This window comes from Companilactobacillus kedongensis (assembly GCF_003946625.1).
GTDB classification, from domain to species: domain Bacteria; phylum Bacillota; class Bacilli; order Lactobacillales; family Lactobacillaceae; genus Companilactobacillus; species Companilactobacillus kedongensis.
The window spans coordinates 1-18,264 of sequence record NZ_RHOR01000026.1 but is presented as its reverse complement, the minus strand read 5'-3'; the positions used below and the strand labels follow the sequence as shown (position 1 = coordinate 18,264).

Genomic DNA, 18,264 nt, shown 5'->3' with positions numbered 1-18,264 from the left:
CTAGCTATTCCATATTTCTTTGCTAGAGTTGTGGAACCACATCCATTGAAATATTCAGTTACTATTTTAGTTTTTAAATCTAAATTGAATTTAACCATAAAAAAGCCCCTTAGTTTGGATTTTATGTCCAAACTAAGGGGTTCACTTCACGTGAGGGTGTTTTTTATTTTGAACGGAAATTTTTGATCTTTTCTAAGATATTTCGATTCTTATATTGGAAGATCCATTTAGATGAGAAGTAATTGAATAGTCCAACTACTAATTGATCAATAATTTTAATGACGATATTGTTTAGTGGCAGAACTAGTACAGCCACGATCATAAAGAAATCATCGAAGAGTAGTGACAGTAGTCTGGAAGCCAAGAAATAACTTCCCTCTTTAAACATCATTTTGTAATCACCTAATTTAGTCTTGAAAACATATAGTTTAGTCACAAAAAATGAGAAAACATTTGAGATCAGCCAAGCAACGGTGTTGGCTAACCATAGGGTGATTTTTAAATTATTATGTGAAGTGTTAAAAACAATAATATTTATTAACGATGCCATAAATCCAAATAGGCAATACACCAAGAAATCTCGGTGTTTCTTGATCAATTCCATAGTCTAAAGATCCATTTCTTTGGCCTTTTTTACCAATTCTTCAGCGAATTTATCTAAGTGATCGATATCGTCTTGTTCAGGTTCAAGTTCTATCCTAACGGGTTCAGCACCTTTAGTTGCGCCGACCTGTTCAAAAATAGTTGAGAATTCGTCAATGGCACGACAGAAATCTTCATAAAAAGTGTCACCAGAGCCACAAACTCCGTAGACTTTCCCTTCAAGATCAAGATCTTGCATGTCATCATAGAAATCTAGTGCTTCATCAGGAACGATACCTTGATCATAAGTGTAACTTGCAATTACACAGATGTCGGCTTCTTCAAAGTCAGCGGCATCAGTTTGTGATACTTCACTCATTTCTACATCACAACCTAGGTCCTCGAACTTTTCGGTTAAAACATAGGCGATGTCTTCATCGTTACCAGTAATACTGGCATAGACGATTTTTACTTTTGTCATATTTTACACTCTCTTATAGCTGCGTATTTACTTGTCGTATTATAGCAAAAAATAATATTCTCTACCATCTAATTGGAAATTGCTGGAAATGTTATAATGTAAGTATTATTTATTTTTGAAGGGAAATGTAGGAATTGATTACATTAAAATCTGCACGTGAAATAGAAGGAATGCGCAAGTCTGGTGAATTGCTTGCCAACGTCCATATCGGATTAAGAGACATCATTAAACCGGGAATTTCTTCAATGGAGATCGAAGACTTTGCTGATAAATTTATCACCGAGCATGGTGGTCGTCCATCAGAAAAGGGCTTTGAAGGATATAAATATGCAACTTGTGTCTGTGTTAACGATGAAGTTGCTCATGGTATTCCTAGAAAAAATCTCATCTTAAAAAATGGTGACGTTCTTAAAGTCGACATGACAGTTAATTTAAACGGTTACGAAAGTGATTCTTGCTGGACATATGCTGTTGGTGAACTTTCAGATGAAGATAAACATTTAATGGAAGTTACACACAAAGCATTGTACTTAGGAATTGATCAAGCTGTTGTTGGTAATCGTTTAGGTGATATTGGTTATGCCATTCAACATTATGTTGAAGATGAACAACATATGGGGGATGTCCGTGACCTTATTGGACATGGTATTCAGCCCACAATGCATGAAGCACCTAATGTACCTCACTATGGTGAACCTGGACAAGGCCTTCGTCTTAAAGAGGGTATGACAATTACAATTGAACCAATGGTCAACCTAGGAACTTGGGAAATCTCAGATAAGTTTGTTAAGGCTGATGGTTGGGAATATTTCGTTTCAGCTGATGGATCAAATTCAGCTCAATATGAACATACAATTGCCATCACTAAAGATGGTCCCAAGATTTTGACATCACAAGATCCAGTGTTTGACGCTAAATATCGTTTGTAATGGAGAGTGTTAATGGAAGACAATACACCGATTTTTAAACAACCCATCTCCATTAAAGATAAATTTATCGGGTTTGTTAAATGTATTGCCGATGCGATGGGAAACACTAATATTCCTATGGCTTCGAAGGCTGTAACGTATTACATTTTGCTGTCACTGTTTCCAGCCGTCATCATTGTAGGAAACCTGATCCCACTATTACATCTTGATCGAGAATCTGTAGTCGGATATATTGAATTTATTTTACCCAAGGATTTGCATAGCTATTTAATACCAACGATTGAAAAAGTTTTGACTAGTTCAAATAAAGGAATTTTGTCAGCTGGTATTGTTTTGGCTCTGTGGGCCGTTTCAAGAGGATTAAATACCGCTCAAATGTCGATGAATGAATCATATGGATTAGATATTAATAGTATCTTCGCTCAACAAACATTTTTGAATTATATTATTCGCAGGATGTTAGCTTTTATTATGACATTTATATTGATGTTCGTTGCGGTAGCAGTAATTGTGATCTTTACTTTTGGGCAAGTATTCTTAAACTGGATCGTTCCATTATTAGGAATGGATCCGGGATTTTTGGATGTTTTTAGTACATGGAAATGGCCTCTAGCTATTGTTATAATGTTCTTGATCGTCTTTGCTTTATTTTATTTTTTACCTAATGTTCGCCTTAAGGTACATTATGTACTATTAGGAACAGTGATTTCTTCAGTTGGTATGTTGGCGGTCTCACAGCTGTTTTCTTACTACTTAAAGTATTTTGGTTCAGCTTGGGACAACTACGGTACTATCGGAGCAATCATTGTTTTCTTATTGTGGGTGAACATGTCAGTGACTATATTCTTATTCGGAAATGCGATCAACGTTGGTTTTGCAGAAGCTAGCGAAGGTTCCGTTAACAAGAATACTAGTAAACTCACGAGTTATCTAAAGTTACATGAAAAAGGAGATAAATAATGAAAGTCAGAAAAGCTATTATTCCAGCTGCAGGATTAGGAACAAGATTTTTGCCAGCAACTAAGGCACTCGCAAAGGAAATGCTTCCTATTGTTGATAAGCCAACAATTCAATTTATCGTTGAAGAAGCCAAGGCTTCAGGAATTGAAGATATTTTGATCATTACTGGTAAAAACAAACGTTCAATCGAAGATCACTTTGATTCTGTCCCTGAACTAGAGCAAAACTTGGAAGCTAAAAATAAGACTGAATTATTAAAAGTTGTTCAAGATACTACTGATTTAGGCGTTAACTTATACTATAGCCGTCAGGCACATCCAAATGGTCTTGGTGATGCTGTAGCTCAAGCGCGTTCATTTATCTCAGATGAACCCTTCATTGTTATGTTGGGTGATGATCTGATGAAAGATAAAGTTCCTTTGACAAAACAATTGATCGATGATTATGAGAAGACTCATGCATCGACTATTGCCGTAATGAAGGTTCCTGAAAAAGATGTTTCTAAATATGGTGTGATCGATCCTGAAGGTGAACGTGAACCCGGACTTTACAATGTTAGAAACTTTGTTGAAAAGCCTAAGGTTGAAGATGCACCAAGTAACTTAGCTATTATTGGACGTTACTTATTAACACCTGAAATTTTTGACTTGTTAAGTACTCAAAAACCAGGCGCTGGTAATGAAATTCAATTGACTGATGCCATTGATCGTATGAACAAGACACAACGTGTCTTTGCACATGAGTTCAAAGGTCAAAGATATGATGTCGGTAACAAGTTTGGCTACGTTAAGACCAATATCGAATATGGTTTGACACATCCAGAAGTAAAGGATGAGTTAACACAATATATTCTTGATTTAAGTAAGAAATTACAAGCAAAAAATAACACTAAAAAAGACTAACCTAATAGAAGTTGATCACCAGTAACTCTGAATCCAAAGAGTTGCTGGTGTTTTTTTTCGTGACTGAAGAAAACGGGGAACTTGTAGTAAGGTTCTTTGTTGATCATCAAGAGAAATTCCCAATTTTTTAGTCCATTTAGTTTTGTGGAAGTCTCTAAGATAATTTTTCGATCGGCAACTTGAATATCGATAACGGCCAAATTTTGCGGTGAATTCTCAACTAGAATTCGATTATTTTTGTTAAAATCACTCAGTAATAAAATTAAATCGATGACTCGCATCAAAGACACCACCTTTGCATTTTTATTGTTTTTATTTTCCAGATACACTATTATTTAATTTTAAGGCTATTTTACCAGAGAGGATATGAAATATGGATTCGATTGTAATAATTGATGCTAAAAGAACAGCGATAGGTAAATTCCGTGGGCAATTTGCCAGTTTGAGTGCTGTGGATTTAGGCACGCAATTAGTCAAACAATTACTTGAAAAAAACCAACTTGATCCTCAAATAATAGATCAGTTTATTTTTGGAAATGTTTATCAGGCCGGTTCCGGCCAAAATGTTGCACGTCAAATTGCTCTAAATTCGGGAGCAAAAGTTGAATCAACAGCCATGACCGTTAATCAGGTCTGTGGTTCGGGAATGAAAGCAGTACACGCTGCTACGAATGCACTTTTACTAGATGATGCAGAAATAATTGTCGCTGGTGGAGTGGAAAGTATGTCGAATGCTTCTTTTTATGCCAAGAGAATTGGCAAGTTAGAAGCTGCTAAAGATTTAGGTGATACTTTATTTCAAGATGGTCTAAATGATGCTTTCAATCATCGACCAATGGGAATGACAGCAGAGAATGTTGCTCAAAAGTACGCTGTAACTCGCCAAGAACAAGATGAATATTCATTAAATTCACATCATAGAGCCGTTACAGCACGAGAAAAACTAGCACAAGAGATTTTACCAATTGAAGTTGATGGAAAATTAGTTACGACTGATCAGTCTGTCAGAGGCGACACTACACTGGATAAGATGTCACATTTGAAACCGGCTTTTGAAGAAAATGGAACCGTCACAGCTGGAAATTCTTCTCCTTTAAATGATGGGGCGGCTGCCTTGATCATGATGAAGAAAAGTAAAGCTGAAGGATTAGGATTAAACTATTTAGCAGAAATCACTGGTTATACAGAAATGGGAATTAATCCTAATTATATGGGTTATGCACCATATTATGCGATCAAAAAGTATCAAGATAAATTTAATGTTAACGTGAATGATTTTGATTTGATCGAAATAAATGAGGCCTTTGCAGCTCCAACCATTGCGGTTGCACGTGATCTTAATATTTCTGGTGATAAATTGAATATTTACGGTGGAGCGATTGCCTTAGGACACCCATTGGGAGCTACTGGAGCACGTATGATCGTGACATTACTAAATTCTTTAGCAACAGAAAATAAATCCACTGGTCTAGCTTCATTATGTATCGGTGGCGGTATGGGCATGGCTATGGGAGTTAAATTGGTATGAAAATCTATCAAATGAGCGATAAGCAGCGCATTGCCTACTTACTATCAAAAAGACTTATTACAATAGAACAAGCAGAATTTTTGTCTAATAGAGAACCATTATCAAGTCAATTATCTGACGGTTTGAGTGAAAACCAAGTCGGATTATTTGGCTTGCCTTATGGTTTTGCAACGGATTTTTTAGTTGACGGTAAAGAATATCTTGTACCTATGGCGATTGAGGAACCTTCTGTTGTAGCGGCAGCATCTAATGGTGCTAAACGGATCAAAAATAGTGGCGGCTTTACGACTGAACCTAGTCGAAGAATCGTTACTGGTCAAATTGTTTTAGAAGATTTGACTGCTGAAGATATTCAAAAATTAAACGATGCAAAATCTCATATTCAACAAATTGCCAATAGCGCACGTCCTAGTTTGGTCAAACGTGGTGGCGGCGTTGTCGATGTTGAATTTGTCAGTGCTGGAACATTTTATGAAATTGATATTAAAGTAAATACAGTCGATGCTATGGGGGCAAATATTGTTAATTCGATATTAGAAAAAACCTCTCAAGAGGTGTCTGATTTGGTATCGGGGGATGTTCTATGCTGTATTTTATCTAACAGTGGTGTTGACCAAGTAATTACTGTTAAGGCTAAAGTTTCTTTTGACGATTTGGCTACCAAAGATATGTCTGGTGCAGATGTTGCTAAAAGGATCGTTAAATTGACTGAGTTTGCCAAAGTATCAACTAAAAGGGCTGTGACACATAACAAAGGAATCATGAATGGAATCGATGCCGTTTTGATCGCTACTGGAAATGATTTCAGAGCTCAAGAGGCTGCAGTACATAGTTATCATGATAACTATCAACCATTTAGTGATTGGCAAATTGTCGACGAACAATTAGTTGGAATATTGCAGATACCAATTGAAGTGGGCAGTGTAGGTGGCGCCATCAGTGCCTTACCAATGGCTAAGATCAGTTTGGATATTATGCAAGTAACTAATAGTCAACAATTACAGTCAGTTATTGGAGCAGTTGGATTAGCTAATAATTTATCGGCCATAAGAGCATTAGTGACGACCGGTATTCAGGCTGGTCACATGAGTTTACAGAGTAAATCTTTAGCAATCTCAGCAGGTGCCAAAAACGAAGAAATTGCTGAAGTCGCTAAAAAATTAAATCAAACTAAAAAATACTCTTTAGAGTATGCACAAAAGATTTTGTCAGAATTGAGGAACAGTTAATGGATATAGGTATTGATAAAATTGGTTTTTATACACCTAAGAAGTATATTGATGTTGTTGAACTAGCTAAGGCTAGAAATGTTGATCCTGATAAATTTACGATTGGTATCGGACAGAGTAAACAAGCTGTTCCGATGCAATATCAAGACAGTGTGACAATGGCCGCCGAAGCAGCCGATCAGATTATTTCTGATGATGACAACATTGGGTTAGTTATCGTTGGAACTGAAAGTAGCGTCGACGAGTCTAAAGCTGCTGCGGCATTTTTAGTTGATTTACTAAATTTACCCAAAAATATCCGCGCCTTTGAAATTAAAGAGGCATGTTATGGGGCTACGGCTGGATTAAAGATGGCCGAAGGCTATGTTGCCTTGCATCCAGATAAAAAAGCTTTAGTTATTGCAAGTGATATTGCCAGATATGGTATCAATACGCCTGGTGAGGTTACTCAGGGGGCTGGTTCTGTAGCAATGATGGTCAGTCAAAATCCGCGTATTTTGAAATTTGATCATGAGGAAGTTTACATGACTAAAAATGTTGGTGATTTCTGGCGTCCAACGTTTTCGAAAACAGCTTTTGCTAGAGGAAAATTCTCCAATCAAGTTTATGTTGAATTCTTTAGCGAATTGTGGAAAAAATATCAAACAGATTTTAATCAGACTGTTGATAACTTTGATACGATGCTTTTCCACATTCCATACACAAAGATGGGTATGAAGGCTTTGAAGACTTTAAAAGATGAGACTGATCCTGATAAATTTGCTGAATTATCAAAACATTATCAAGCAAGTATCAAAATGAGTCGTGAAGTAGGTAATCTTTATACTGGGTCACTTTACTTAGGACTTATTTCTTATTTGATCAACGGTGATCCTAAATCAGGTGAAAAAATGTTGATGTTCAGCTATGGATCAGGTGCGGTCGGAGAATTATACAGTATTACTGTCCAACCAGAATTTAAAAAGATATTGGATAGTGAAAAAATTAAGAAAGTTTTAAATAATCGTGAAAAAATAAGTATTTCGGACTATGAAAATATTTTTGTTAAAGATGTTAAAAATGGTTATAAGACCAACGATTCTGACGTATTTGACAAATTCTATTTACGCGAGATAAAAGAAAGTGAAAGATTATACAAAAAGATCAAACTTTAATCTTGTAAACGTTTTCGGACAATGGTATATTAAAGACGTGGTAAAGATGAAATGCCAAGAACTGTAGCCCCATAATTTTCATGCTAGACAAGGTTTTATTCATTTCCATTAAGGAGATGGTAGGATTAGAGAGCACAGAATTATTAGAGTAGTACGGTACAAAGGCATTTTGGGACTAGCAACAAACGTTAACATAAAATCGACTTAATAATATAGTAGTCGCGCAAGCTCAATACATGATTTGCTAGGATCCAATTTTTAAACAAAGAACACATAGTGTAGTAAGATTTGTTTTACGTAGTATAGATTCACTTATGTATATATTTTTGATAGATGTATTTGATGAAAACTGCAGTAGAGATTTCATCTTACCACCTCAAAAATGACCTCGTCGTGAGACGAGGTTTTTTTTATGTAATTATCCCAAAAATGGATTCAACCAAACCTTTTAGATTTGTGTTGAATCCATTTTTCTGCTTATTTAAATTTGTCGTTTCCAGAACTGAGAGTATTAATTTACTGCGCGGAACGGTCCGAGACTGTTGTCTTGAATCTTGATTAAAGGAACCAGTCACGAAAATGCTCCTTGATTGTCTTTTGCGTCTTCTTAAATAGACTCGAATTATTGTCATTTAATTCTTCATAGAGGCTGGAATTTATTTTAGTTAAGATATTTGTGAATTGATCTAATTCTTCATCGGTTAATACATCTAAGAATTCTGGGATTTTATCAGATTCTTTATTTGCAATCTCACGTCCGGATTCAGTCAGTTTAATGATTGTCATTCGACGATCAGCTGTGGATTTTTCTTTAGTGACTAATCCTTTACTCACGAGTTTATTTACAAATTCGGCAATTGATTGAGCTGACATATTAAGATCTGTGGCTAATTCTTTTTGAGAAATTCCATCGTTTTGCGACAATGCTACCAAAATTTTACCTTGTCCTTGGAACATGAAACGACGTTCACCTTGATCGGGATTTCTATGATACATATTATCTACTGTATGGCGCACCATCCCAAACTCCATGAGCTTGGCGGCTGCGCTTTTTTTCTTTATTAAATTAGGCATATGATTACCTCCAAATATTATTATACTGGTTGATTCGTAAAAAGATAGTCAGGTAACCTGACAAAATCCTTGCATAAATAATCAGGTACCCTTACAATGTAATCAATCAGGTAACCTGATTAAATTTTAAGCTAACGAGGCAATAGATAATGGAAGCAGTAAATGCTATTGAAGTTAATCACTTAACAAAAAAATTTAACAATAAAATTGCAGTGGATGATATTTCTTTTAACGTAAAACAAGGTGAAGTATTTGGACTACTAGGTCCCAATGGAGCGGGTAAGACAACGACTTTGCGGATGATGACGACATTATTAAAAGCTAATAACGGTAATGTAAAAATTTTTGGCCATGATTCTGTTAAAGAGGGACGATTAGCTCGATCAATGTTTGGCTTGACTGGTCAATATGCATCAGTTGATGAAGATATATCTGCCCGTGAGAATTTGATGATTTTTTCAAGATTAAACGGATTATCTCGAATGGAGTCTAAAAAAAGAACACAGGAACTATTAGCTGAGTTCTCATTATTAAATTCGGCTGATAAGCCGCTTAAAGATTTTTCCGGTGGGATGCGTCGCAGGCTAGATTTAGCGGTTAGTTTAATTACTAGACCTGCTTTGATCTTCTTGGACGAACCGACGACTGGACTTGATCCAAGGACTAGAACTCAAATGTGGGACACAATTAGAAAGTTGGTTAAGCAAGGGTCAACTATTTTACTTACAACGCAATATTTGGATGAGGCAGATCAACTGGCAGATAGAATTGCTGTAATTGATCATGGTAAATTGATAAAAATTGGAACTCCTGAAGAATTGAAACAGGAAATTGGCGGTACGAAATTGAACTTTACTATTGATCGATATTCACAAATAAACACCGCCACAAAATTAATGACAGATCAATTAGGAGAATCAATTAATCGAAATGATAAACAATTGAGTGCCACTTTGAATAGTATCGATCAACTGGCACCGTTGTTATCAACTTTGCACGAGGCCCAAATAACTATTAGTAATTTAACAGTTCAAGAACCATCTCTAGATGATGTATTCATGAATTTAACAGTAGGAAAGAATTAGGAAAGAAGAATATTAATTATGGACGTACAAACACATCGTGGAAATTTAATTATGAACACCGCTACAATGGCATATCGCAATCTTTTAAAGACAATTCATAATCCAGATCAATTTATGGATGTAATTATTCAACCAATTATGTTTATGTTGATGTTTGGATACTTATTTGGAGGAGCTATTTCTGGTAATGTTAAAAGTTATTTGCCGACGATCGTTCCAGGAATATTGATTCAGACAATGCTTTCAGCCGCATCTGGATCAGGTTCACAAATTAGAGAAGATCTTGATTCTGGAGTATTTGATCGTTTTAAGTCATTACCAATGGCCCATATTGCACCATTGGCTGGTCAATTATTTGCTGATATTTTACGTTTGGTAATTGCAACTATCACTTCTTTATCGGCCGGTTTTGTAATGGGATGGCGTCCGGCATCTGGATTTGGTTGGGTAGTCGTAAGTGGGTTACTAGCTATATTTACTGGTTGGGCTATCTCATGGATCTTTGCTTTGCTGGGATTATTAGCTAAAAGTGCCGCTTCCGTTCAAAGCTTTTCTTTGATGATCATGTTAACTTTGACATTTTTATCAAATGCTTTTATTCCCATTAAAACATTATCAAAAACTATGAAATTTATTGTATATATGAATCCTATTACCTATGTTATTACTGCTATCAGACAAATTTTGTCCACTGGTAGTTGGACACATGAAGCATGGTTAGTATTATTATTTGGAATCGGGATCGTGGTTGTATTTGCTCCTTTGACTGTTTGGGCATATAACCGTAATAACTAAGGTGTTTTTGTTGATGTTTCTTGATACCAAAACAAAAAATTTGTAGTGATACCGTGATATAATTGATGACGTTATTTCAAAGGAAGGCTTGGAAGTTTAAATCTAAGTCTTTTTTGATGCTATGTTAAGAACAAAATGATACTTGTCATTTTTGCTCAACTATAAATAAGCGGCTTGATTAAAACTGGAGGTTCATATGGTAATAAGTAAATCAGAAGATAACTTGGTTGATTTGACTCAATCAGTTCATAAGCAAATTAGTAATTATAAAACTCAACAGATCAAAGCAGTTCTAGAATTGTTGGATGAAGGTAATACTGTACCGTTTATTGCTCGTTATCGTAAGGAACGCACTGGGACTTTAGACGAAGTTGCTATTCGAGATATTGAAGATGAAGCACATCGATTAATGAAGCTGAACCAACGTCGTAATGATGTTATTAATTTGATACAAGAGCAGGGCAAATTAACTCCTGCATTAAAAAAGCAACTTGAAGAAGCGACAGTATTACAAAAAGTGGAAGATTTGTATCTTCCATATAAACAAAAAAAGCAGACTAAAGCTAGTATTGCTCGAGAAGCTGGATTAGAGCCCTTAGCAAATTGGTTATTGAGTTTTCCGTCGGGTGATTTAAATAATAAAGCTAATTCTTTTATTAACATTAGTAAAAATTTACCTGATTTAGAGGCAGTCTGGGCTGGAGTTAATGAAATTTTAGCTGAACTATTCAGTGAAAAAGCTAGTTTTCGTGAATGGATAAGAGGATATACTTACCAAAATGGTGAATTGACTAGCAAGTTGAAACGGAACGCTAAAGAAAAAGATGAGGGACAAACTTATGAAACATATTACGATTTTCAGAAATCTTTGAAACAAATCCCTCCATACCGGATTTTAGCTATTAACCGTGGAGAACGTGAAAAAATATTGACTGTTGGTATTTCTATCGATACTGATAAAATTTTAAGTTTTGGATATTCTCGAATAATTGGTCGTCATCAAGGTCCAGCTGTAGAAAAAGTAAAAGTTGCTTTTGCAGATGCGTACAAGCGATTTTTAGGACCAGCTATTGCAAGAGAAATTCGTCGCAAGTTATCTGATCAAGCAAATGAACATGCAATTAAAGTTTTTGGAAATAATTTGTATCATCTTTTGATGGCTTCGCCATTGAAAGGCAAAGTTGTTATGGGATTTGATCCAGCTTATCGAACAGGCTGTAAGTTAGCCATTGTCGACGCCAATGGACGATTTTTGACCAAACAAGTGATCTATCCCCACAAACCAGCAAGTAAAGAAAAACAAGCTGCTGCTAGTACAGAATTTAAAAAATTACTTGAAGATTATCAAGTTGAAATGATCGCTATTGGGAATGGAACTGCCAGTCGAGAATCAGAAGAGTTTGTTAGTGGGATCTTAAAAACCTTAAAACGTCCAGTTTATTATGTGATCGTTAATGAAGCGGGTGCTTCAGTTTATTCAGCAAGTGCCAATGCTCGTTCAGAATTTGGAGATCTTCATGTTGAAGAACGTTCAGCAATCAGTATTGGTCGTCGATTGCAGGATCCATTGGCTGAATTGATAAAGGTTGACCCTAAAGCAATTGGTGTAGGACAATATCAGCATGATGTTCCTGAAAAAGATTTAGATGAGCAATTAGACCGAGTTGTAGAAACGGCTGTTAATCAAGTAGGAGTCAATGTTAATACGGCAAGTCCGGAATTGTTGACCCATATTTCTGGATTGACTTCAACTACCGCTAAGAATATCGTAAAATTTCGAAATGAAAAGGGTGCCTTCGATAATCGGGAATCTTTAAAACAAGTTCCTCGATTAGGTCCTAAAGCTTATCAACAATCAGTTGGATTTTTAAGAATCATTTCTGGTGATGATCCGCTGGACAATACTGACATTCATCCGGAAAGTTATGCGGCTACGCGAAAATTGTTCAAAGGAATTGGGATGTCTACCAAATCGATTGGTACCACCGAACTTCATCAAAAATTAGTAAAATTAGATAAACACGAGTGGACTCAAAAATTGAATATTGGTGAAGAAACTCTAACTGATATTATTGAAGGATTGAGTAAACCAGGCCGAGATCTTCGTGATAATATGCCAGCACCATTGCTCCGACAAGATGTCTTAACTATGGCTGACCTTAAGCCGGGAATGGAACTTCAAGGTACGGTTAGAAATGTAATTGATTTTGGTGTATTTGTTGATATTGGAGTGAAACAAGATGGTTTAGTCCATATTTCACAGTTAGCTGATCGATATGTTAGTGATCCAAGTACGATAGTAACAATTGGCGACATTGTGACTGTTTGGGTACTGAGTGTCGACGAGACCCGTAATCGTATTCAATTGACGATGCGTGGAAGTAAAGTTAACAACTAAATTTAGTCATGAGAAAGAACTCCGATCATGTTGTGAAGACCTGTTTAGATAATCAGTCATCAGTAAGAAGGATTGTACTTGCCAGAGTATCTATATGAAAGGGCTTTCGCAAAAATAAAGGCGATGTTATACTGTTCTTAGGATTTAAAACGAAGGAAGTGACATCTGATGATGATGTATCCGTATATAAAATTAGGCCCTAGAGATGGAGTCTTGTTGATTTCAGTTCTTATTATGTTAGTTTTAACACTAGTTTTTAAATGGTCGGTATGGGAATTTGTGTCTTCCGTTGTCGCAGTCATAATTGCGTTCTTAGCAGGAAATATGGAATCAAGTAAGAAGAACGTGCTTGCTTTCTTGAAAAAATAGTTTGAATTGGGATAGGATACTCTGAATTCTCGTAGATTTCAGGCTCATAACAAAGCTACCTTTCATCATAAGCGTATACTCAATTATTAAAAATGTAAGAGAAAAGAAATAGAGTCATCATCAACTTGAATAATCAAATTGATGATGACTCTATTTCTTTATAACCAAAGTATTTGTCGTAAGGTATTTTTGAATTACTAAATCCCATCCTCAATCAAATTCCAAATTTCATTAAAACGTTCTTCGTAATCTGGCAAGTTCCACGTGTCTTTAAAGCTGGGAACTGTAAAAACGGCAAAAGCAGACATGATTGCCTCGGCCTTTAATTGATCTTTGTCACTATATCCCATAATGTCGTTGATTGTAGCATAAGAATCTTGAAGGATGTCTCTCAAAACTAGGGGTCTTTCATCTATATATTTGGTGTTTAAATCAAACATTTTAGGATCAGTGTTATATATTTTTTTCTTAATATTAACAAATTGCCAAAGCCAATCCTTTAATGCTAGTTTGGGAGTCTTACAGTCTTTGTTTATTTCAACTTTTTTGAATACTTCATCGTTAAAATATTTAGTTAAAACAGCGGTCCAGAGCTCATCTTTATTTTTGAAATGTTTGTAGAGAGCTGGATGGGTGATATCTAATTTTTGAGCAACTTTTGATAGGGTAACGTCCTCATCATTTTTTAGGAGCTCTTCTACGGTCTCAATAATTGCGTCGTTTGTTATACGTGACATCTAATGACCCCCTGATTTTTTATTTAATTTTACCATATTTGTTGATTAAGTTACATCAAGTGGAAATTGTAACTTATGGATAGTGTACCCAAATATGCAGAATAAACGTGCAACAAAACACGACTTTTTCTGTATTAAAACAAACAAGACTAGCAATCCAAAATCGGATTACTAGTCTTGCTTGTCTTAGAAAGCTGACCATGTTTTGCCACAATCACTTTTAGAGTTATTAACGAATTATTTAATTACTTGAACTGTAACGTTTTGACGTCCAAATTGTAGAGCTTGTGAATTTGGCATAGCAATATCCAATTGGTTAGGGTTGCTGTATGCAAATGTACCTGTATCATTAACGACACGGTCGTAAACAGTACCATTACCATCAGTGATCTTTAGGTGTGTACCCTTAGGGTATTTTGATAAGTTAGCAGCAACACCACTGTAACCCATGTTTGAGCCTAATACAGCTGGATCGTAGGCAGTAGCGTTCATAGTAACTGTTTCTGAAACATGTTGTTCTGTCATGAATTCAGCTTTGATCCATTGTCCGGCACCAAGATCATACCAAACTTGACCATTGTCGTCTGTGTATTGATCATAGACTTCATAGCCTGAACCGTCAGATACGGAGTTACCGTTAAAGTAACCATTTGGAGCATCATAAAGGTTTACGTTACCTTGATCTGATTGAACGTACATCCATTTATTTACATTACTTGATTCACTTGAAGCTTGTGTTGATGTATTTGCTTGTGGAGCATCAAAAGAAATATCTGATGATTTTACCCACATATTTGTACCTACTTCATAATAAGTAGCGTCATCAAGTGTAATAGCTTTGTCGATCTTCCATGCTGTAGCGTTTTGAAGTGAGGCTGATCCAACTGTAATATCACCATCAACTGAAGGTTCATTGTAGATTGTTGCGCCGTTAGTATTTGTAACATAGACTACACCGTCTGTACTTGAAACTGAAACTGCGGCTTGAACAGCATTACCTGTTGCGGCGAATGTTGTAAGTGCAAGTGAAGCTACGGTTAAAACTGATACTGCAAATTTTTTGATTCTCATTGAGATATGTCCCCCGAATTACTTTGAAGCCTTTTTGGCTTAACGAATTTTCTTACGAGAAACATCATATAACGCATGACATAAAAAAAGTTGGATATAATCCAACTGTAAAAGACATGTAATACTATTGAAATCTAAAAAACTCATTATTTATAAAATTATTTTAGGCATATGTCTTGATTTCTGCTAATAATTTGTCGATGGTATTAACCACTTTTCCGTTCAACTTGATTAGACCAATGGTGTAAGTGTTGACATATTGAAAGGGATTTTCGCCAATTTCTCCAACGGCTTTCAACTTCTCTGGATTCTCGGCACCATGCTGTCTAAGGTCAGTATAAAGTCCGAGAACGGGGATCTCTTTACCAAAAGCTAGGCCGATTTCTGAAGCTACACCAATATCGATAACTTCACCATCAAGAATGGCAACCACTAGGTCAGATGACAGTAATTCTTTGTTATCCTCTTCGGCAATCTTGATCGAGTCGGCAAATTTGGTTTTATCGTTGATATCTCCGTTTTCTTGAGGAAGATAAACTTCAATATCTTCGGGCATTTCGCGGATTTGTCTAACAATTACTTCATTATACATTCTGTCGGCTTGGGAAAATAAGCCATTAGCAAAATAGATTTTCATTATAAATCCTCTTTTCTGAGTTATTAATAATATCTTAGCATGGAGAATTAGTAGAAGGAACTGATTTCTTATGGCTAAATGTTGCTGAATGAAGTATGCTGGAAATGTAAGAGCTTTCTTTAGCTTGTTCTAAATTATATATGTGTGCAACCTCATTTAAGGAGTGGAGAAAAATGGGAAAAAAGATTGTTGTTGTTGGTGGCGTTGCCGGAGGTGCGTCAGTTGCGGCGAGAGTTAGAAGATTAGATGAAGATGCTGAAATCACAATGTTTGAAAAGGGACCAGATGTTTCATTTTCAAACTGTTCACTTCCATATTATCTAAGTGGAACGGTTGAAAACGCCGATGATATTGTTTTAATGAGTCCAGAAGAATTCAAAAATCAATATAATATCAATGCCGTCACTAATACTGAGGTTATTGATGTATCAGCTGAAAATAAGACGGTTCAAATAAAGAATCTAGTTACTAAGAGTATTGAAACGTATGATTACGATGAATTGTTCTTGTCGCCGGGTGCGGTGCCTAAGATGCCTAGTTATATAAAAGGTATTCAAAATAAAAATGTCTTTTCAGTTAGAAATGTTGTTGATATTAGAAAAATCTACGATTATATCGATGAACATCAAGTTAAGAAGATTACGATTGTTGGGGCTGGCTTTATTGGCTTGGAAGTAACTGAAAACTTAGTTGAAGCTGGTAAGGATATTACTTTAGTGGGGTCCTCTAAACATGTTCTCAAGAATATGGATGATGATTTAGCTCAGATCATCCACAAACAGTTAATGGAGCACGGTGTTAATTTGTTATTGAACCATAAAGTAGTTGAGTTTACAGATGATTCTGTAGTATTCGACTCTGGAGAAAACGTTCCCACAGAAATGGTAATAATGGCAGTTGGTGTTAAACCGGAAACCACTTTAGCTGAAAAAATCGGGGTTAAACTCGGTAAAACTGGAGCGATAGCTGTTAATCAAAATTATCAAACTAATTTACCTCATGTGTATGCCGTTGGTGACGCAATTGAAGTTGTTAATATGATAACCAAGAAAAAAGAACGACTAGATTTGGCATTTCCAGCTCAAATCGAAGCACGTGATGCAGTTAACCACGTTTATGGTCGTTTAGTACATCAACATGGTGTTATCGGATCACAGGTTATCGGAGTATTCGGGTTAAATGCCGCTTCTACTGGTTTGAGTGAAGAGCAATGCCAAAAGAATGATATTGATTATCGAGTAGCCATGGTAGCACCTAAAGATAAAGTCGTATTGATGCCAGATGTTCACCCGATTTTCCTGAAGTTAGTATTCAATTATCCAACAGGAGAAATATTAGGTGCGCAAGCTGTTGGTAAGAGTCAGGTCGACAAACAGATCGATGTGATAGCCACGATGATCACAATGCACGGACATGTAGAAGACCTACAAAATCTTGAATTGTGTTATCAACCAATGTTTAGTACCGCTAAAAATGCCGTTAATATGGCTGGGTTAGTGGCAACTAATATCTTGAATGATGAATATAAACAAGTTTCTATGACCTGTGTGCGTAAATTGGTTGAAGACGGTGCCTTTATTATTGATGCTCGTGAACCAGATGAATATGCACAAGGGCACATTAAAGGGGCGCTAAATATCCCATTGAGTCAATTTCGTGATCGTTTGGAAGAAATCCCAAAGAATCAACCAGTTTATATTCACTGTTTAACTAGTCAGAGAAGCTACAATATGGTTAGAGCATTGAATAATCTTGGTTATACTAATATCTATAATATAGTAGGTTCTTTCTCAGGGATATCTGAGTATGAGTATTTTCATGATGTTCATGATAAACGTGAATCTATTCTTACTGATTATAAATTGGATTTGTAGTGGTGTATTTCCGCCTACGGGAGAGCATGATCCGGCCTGCTGTGCGATCGACATGAGCCTTGGTCTCATGTCTTGATTTTGAGCTTTGCTGGCGCAAATCTCGAAATCATCGATTACGTAAGTGAGGCTTCGCCCCTCTAACGTAATTTTCACTGCTGACCGGATCACGCTCTCCCTTCGGCTCGATTGTTGTAGTAATTTTGTATAAAAATATAAGTCGTGATTCTCATACTTTTGGGAGTTAGGGCTTTTTTATTTGAGAATAATGTACGTTAAAAGGAGAGACTCATAGATGAAGTGCAATAAAAAGGTTAGACATTTTTATAAGTTTTAAGAAATCATGGATTGTTCCCTGTATTCTACAGGAGACAATCCATTTTTCTTTAAAGAAATACGTTTATTGTTGTACCAGTTGATATATTTAGCGACTATATTCTTTAAATCTTCTAAGTCATAGAT

Annotated in this window: 19 protein-coding genes; 11 read left to right on the top strand and 8 right to left on the bottom strand. The window is 35.9% G+C overall.

Annotation, left to right across the window (positions count from 1 at the left end; genetic code table 11):
* Positions 1-163: 163 nt before the first annotated feature.
* Both EKM60_RS10675 and EKM60_RS10670 read right to left on the bottom strand, forming a co-directional pair.
* The gene (locus EKM60_RS10675; protein WP_125715307.1) at positions 164-604 is read right to left on the bottom strand and encodes a GtrA family protein; all 441 of its coding nucleotides are present in this window, start codon (positions 602-604) and stop codon (positions 164-166) included.
* Positions 605-607: 3 nt separating this feature from the next.
* On the bottom strand, positions 608-1,063 hold the full coding sequence (locus tag EKM60_RS10670; protein ID WP_125715305.1) for a flavodoxin: 456 nt from the start codon (positions 1,061-1,063) through the stop codon (positions 608-610).
* A 134-nt stretch (positions 1,064-1,197) separates the two neighbouring features.
* On the opposite strand from EKM60_RS10670, the gene map reads away from it, so the two are divergent.
* The 3 genes from map to galU are packed head-to-tail and all read left to right on the top strand — an operon-like array spanning position 1,198 to position 3,854.
* On the top strand, positions 1,198-1,992 hold the full coding sequence (gene map / locus EKM60_RS10665; protein WP_125715303.1) for a type I methionyl aminopeptidase: 795 nt from the start codon (positions 1,198-1,200) through the stop codon (positions 1,990-1,992).
* 12 nt (positions 1,993-2,004) lie between these two features.
* Positions 2,005-2,952, top strand: a complete 948-nt coding sequence (locus tag EKM60_RS10660; RefSeq protein ID WP_125715301.1) for a YihY/virulence factor BrkB family protein — start codon at positions 2,005-2,007, stop codon at positions 2,950-2,952.
* Complete coding sequence (gene galU, locus EKM60_RS10655) at positions 2,952-3,854, top strand: UTP--glucose-1-phosphate uridylyltransferase GalU (RefSeq protein ID WP_125715299.1); 903 nt, start codon at positions 2,952-2,954, stop codon at positions 3,852-3,854. Before EKM60_RS10660 ends, galU begins: the two co-directional genes overlap by 1 nt.
* Here the strand turns inward: galU and EKM60_RS10650 are convergent.
* Entirely contained in the window at positions 3,851-4,135 is a 285-nt protein-coding gene (locus EKM60_RS10650; protein ID WP_125715297.1) for a hypothetical protein, read from the bottom strand. The genes galU and EKM60_RS10650 overlap by 4 nt on opposite strands.
* A 92-nt stretch (positions 4,136-4,227) precedes the next feature.
* On the opposite strand from EKM60_RS10650, the gene EKM60_RS10645 reads away from it, so the two are divergent.
* From EKM60_RS10645 to EKM60_RS10635, 3 genes are read left to right on the top strand one after another with little or no spacing between them, the layout of a single operon-like run.
* Positions 4,228-5,382, top strand: coding sequence for a thiolase family protein (locus tag EKM60_RS10645; protein ID WP_125715295.1), 1,155 nt, complete (start codon positions 4,228-4,230; stop codon positions 5,380-5,382).
* A complete protein-coding gene (locus EKM60_RS10640; protein WP_125715293.1) occupies positions 5,379-6,611 on the top strand; it encodes a hydroxymethylglutaryl-CoA reductase, degradative in 1,233 nt (410 codons plus the stop codon). Before EKM60_RS10645 ends, EKM60_RS10640 begins: the two co-directional genes overlap by 4 nt.
* Entirely contained in the window at positions 6,611-7,765 is a 1,155-nt protein-coding gene (locus EKM60_RS10635) for a hydroxymethylglutaryl-CoA synthase (RefSeq protein ID WP_125715291.1), read from the top strand. The genes EKM60_RS10640 and EKM60_RS10635 overlap by 1 nt, the downstream gene beginning before the upstream one ends.
* 558 nt (positions 7,766-8,323) lie before the next feature.
* On the opposite strand, the gene EKM60_RS10630 is transcribed toward EKM60_RS10635, so the two are convergent.
* Positions 8,324-8,839 (bottom strand): MarR family winged helix-turn-helix transcriptional regulator, encoded by a 516-nt coding sequence (locus EKM60_RS10630; protein WP_125715289.1) that lies wholly within the window; start codon positions 8,837-8,839, stop codon positions 8,324-8,326.
* A 149-nt stretch (positions 8,840-8,988) separates the two neighbouring features.
* Here EKM60_RS10630 and EKM60_RS10625 point away from each other — a divergent pair, with 149 nt between their 5' ends.
* The 4 genes from EKM60_RS10625 (at position 8,989) to EKM60_RS11325 (ending at position 13,486) form a co-directional block, all read left to right on the top strand.
* A complete protein-coding gene (locus tag EKM60_RS10625) occupies positions 8,989-9,924 on the top strand; it encodes an ATP-binding cassette domain-containing protein (protein WP_125715287.1) in 936 nt (311 codons plus the stop codon).
* Between the two features lie 18 nt (positions 9,925-9,942).
* Positions 9,943-10,719 (top strand): ABC transporter permease, encoded by a 777-nt coding sequence (locus EKM60_RS10620; protein WP_125715285.1) that lies wholly within the window; start codon positions 9,943-9,945, stop codon positions 10,717-10,719.
* Between the two features lie 196 nt (positions 10,720-10,915).
* A complete protein-coding gene (locus EKM60_RS10615; RefSeq protein WP_125715283.1) occupies positions 10,916-13,117 on the top strand; it encodes a Tex family protein in 2,202 nt (733 codons plus the stop codon).
* Positions 13,118-13,285: 168 nt separating this feature from the next.
* Positions 13,286-13,486: a hypothetical protein gene (locus EKM60_RS11325; protein ID WP_125715281.1), complete on the top strand. Its 201-nt coding sequence runs from the start codon at positions 13,286-13,288 to the stop codon at positions 13,484-13,486.
* A 197-nt stretch (positions 13,487-13,683) separates the two neighbouring features.
* On the opposite strand, the gene EKM60_RS10605 is transcribed toward EKM60_RS11325, so the two are convergent.
* From EKM60_RS10605 to EKM60_RS10595, 3 genes are all read right to left on the bottom strand, one after another.
* Positions 13,684-14,223: a TetR/AcrR family transcriptional regulator gene (locus EKM60_RS10605; RefSeq protein ID WP_125715279.1), complete on the bottom strand. Its 540-nt coding sequence runs from the start codon at positions 14,221-14,223 to the stop codon at positions 13,684-13,686.
* A 237-nt stretch (positions 14,224-14,460) separates the two neighbouring features.
* Positions 14,461-15,294 (bottom strand): 3D domain-containing protein, encoded by an 834-nt coding sequence (locus EKM60_RS10600; protein ID WP_125715277.1) that lies wholly within the window; start codon positions 15,292-15,294, stop codon positions 14,461-14,463.
* 163 nt (positions 15,295-15,457) lie between these two features.
* Entirely contained in the window at positions 15,458-15,931 is a 474-nt protein-coding gene (locus tag EKM60_RS10595; RefSeq protein ID WP_125715275.1) for a nucleoside 2-deoxyribosyltransferase, read from the bottom strand.
* A 173-nt stretch (positions 15,932-16,104) separates the two neighbouring features.
* Here EKM60_RS10595 and EKM60_RS10590 point away from each other — a divergent pair, with 173 nt between their 5' ends.
* Positions 16,105-17,805 (top strand): FAD-dependent oxidoreductase, encoded by a 1,701-nt coding sequence (locus EKM60_RS10590; protein WP_125715273.1) that lies wholly within the window; start codon positions 16,105-16,107, stop codon positions 17,803-17,805.
* Positions 17,806-18,135: 330 nt separating this feature from the next.
* Here the strand turns inward: EKM60_RS10590 and EKM60_RS10585 are convergent.
* The coding region (locus EKM60_RS10585) for an IS3 family transposase (protein WP_225427027.1) at positions 18,136-18,264 on the bottom strand (129 nt) is incomplete at its 5' end.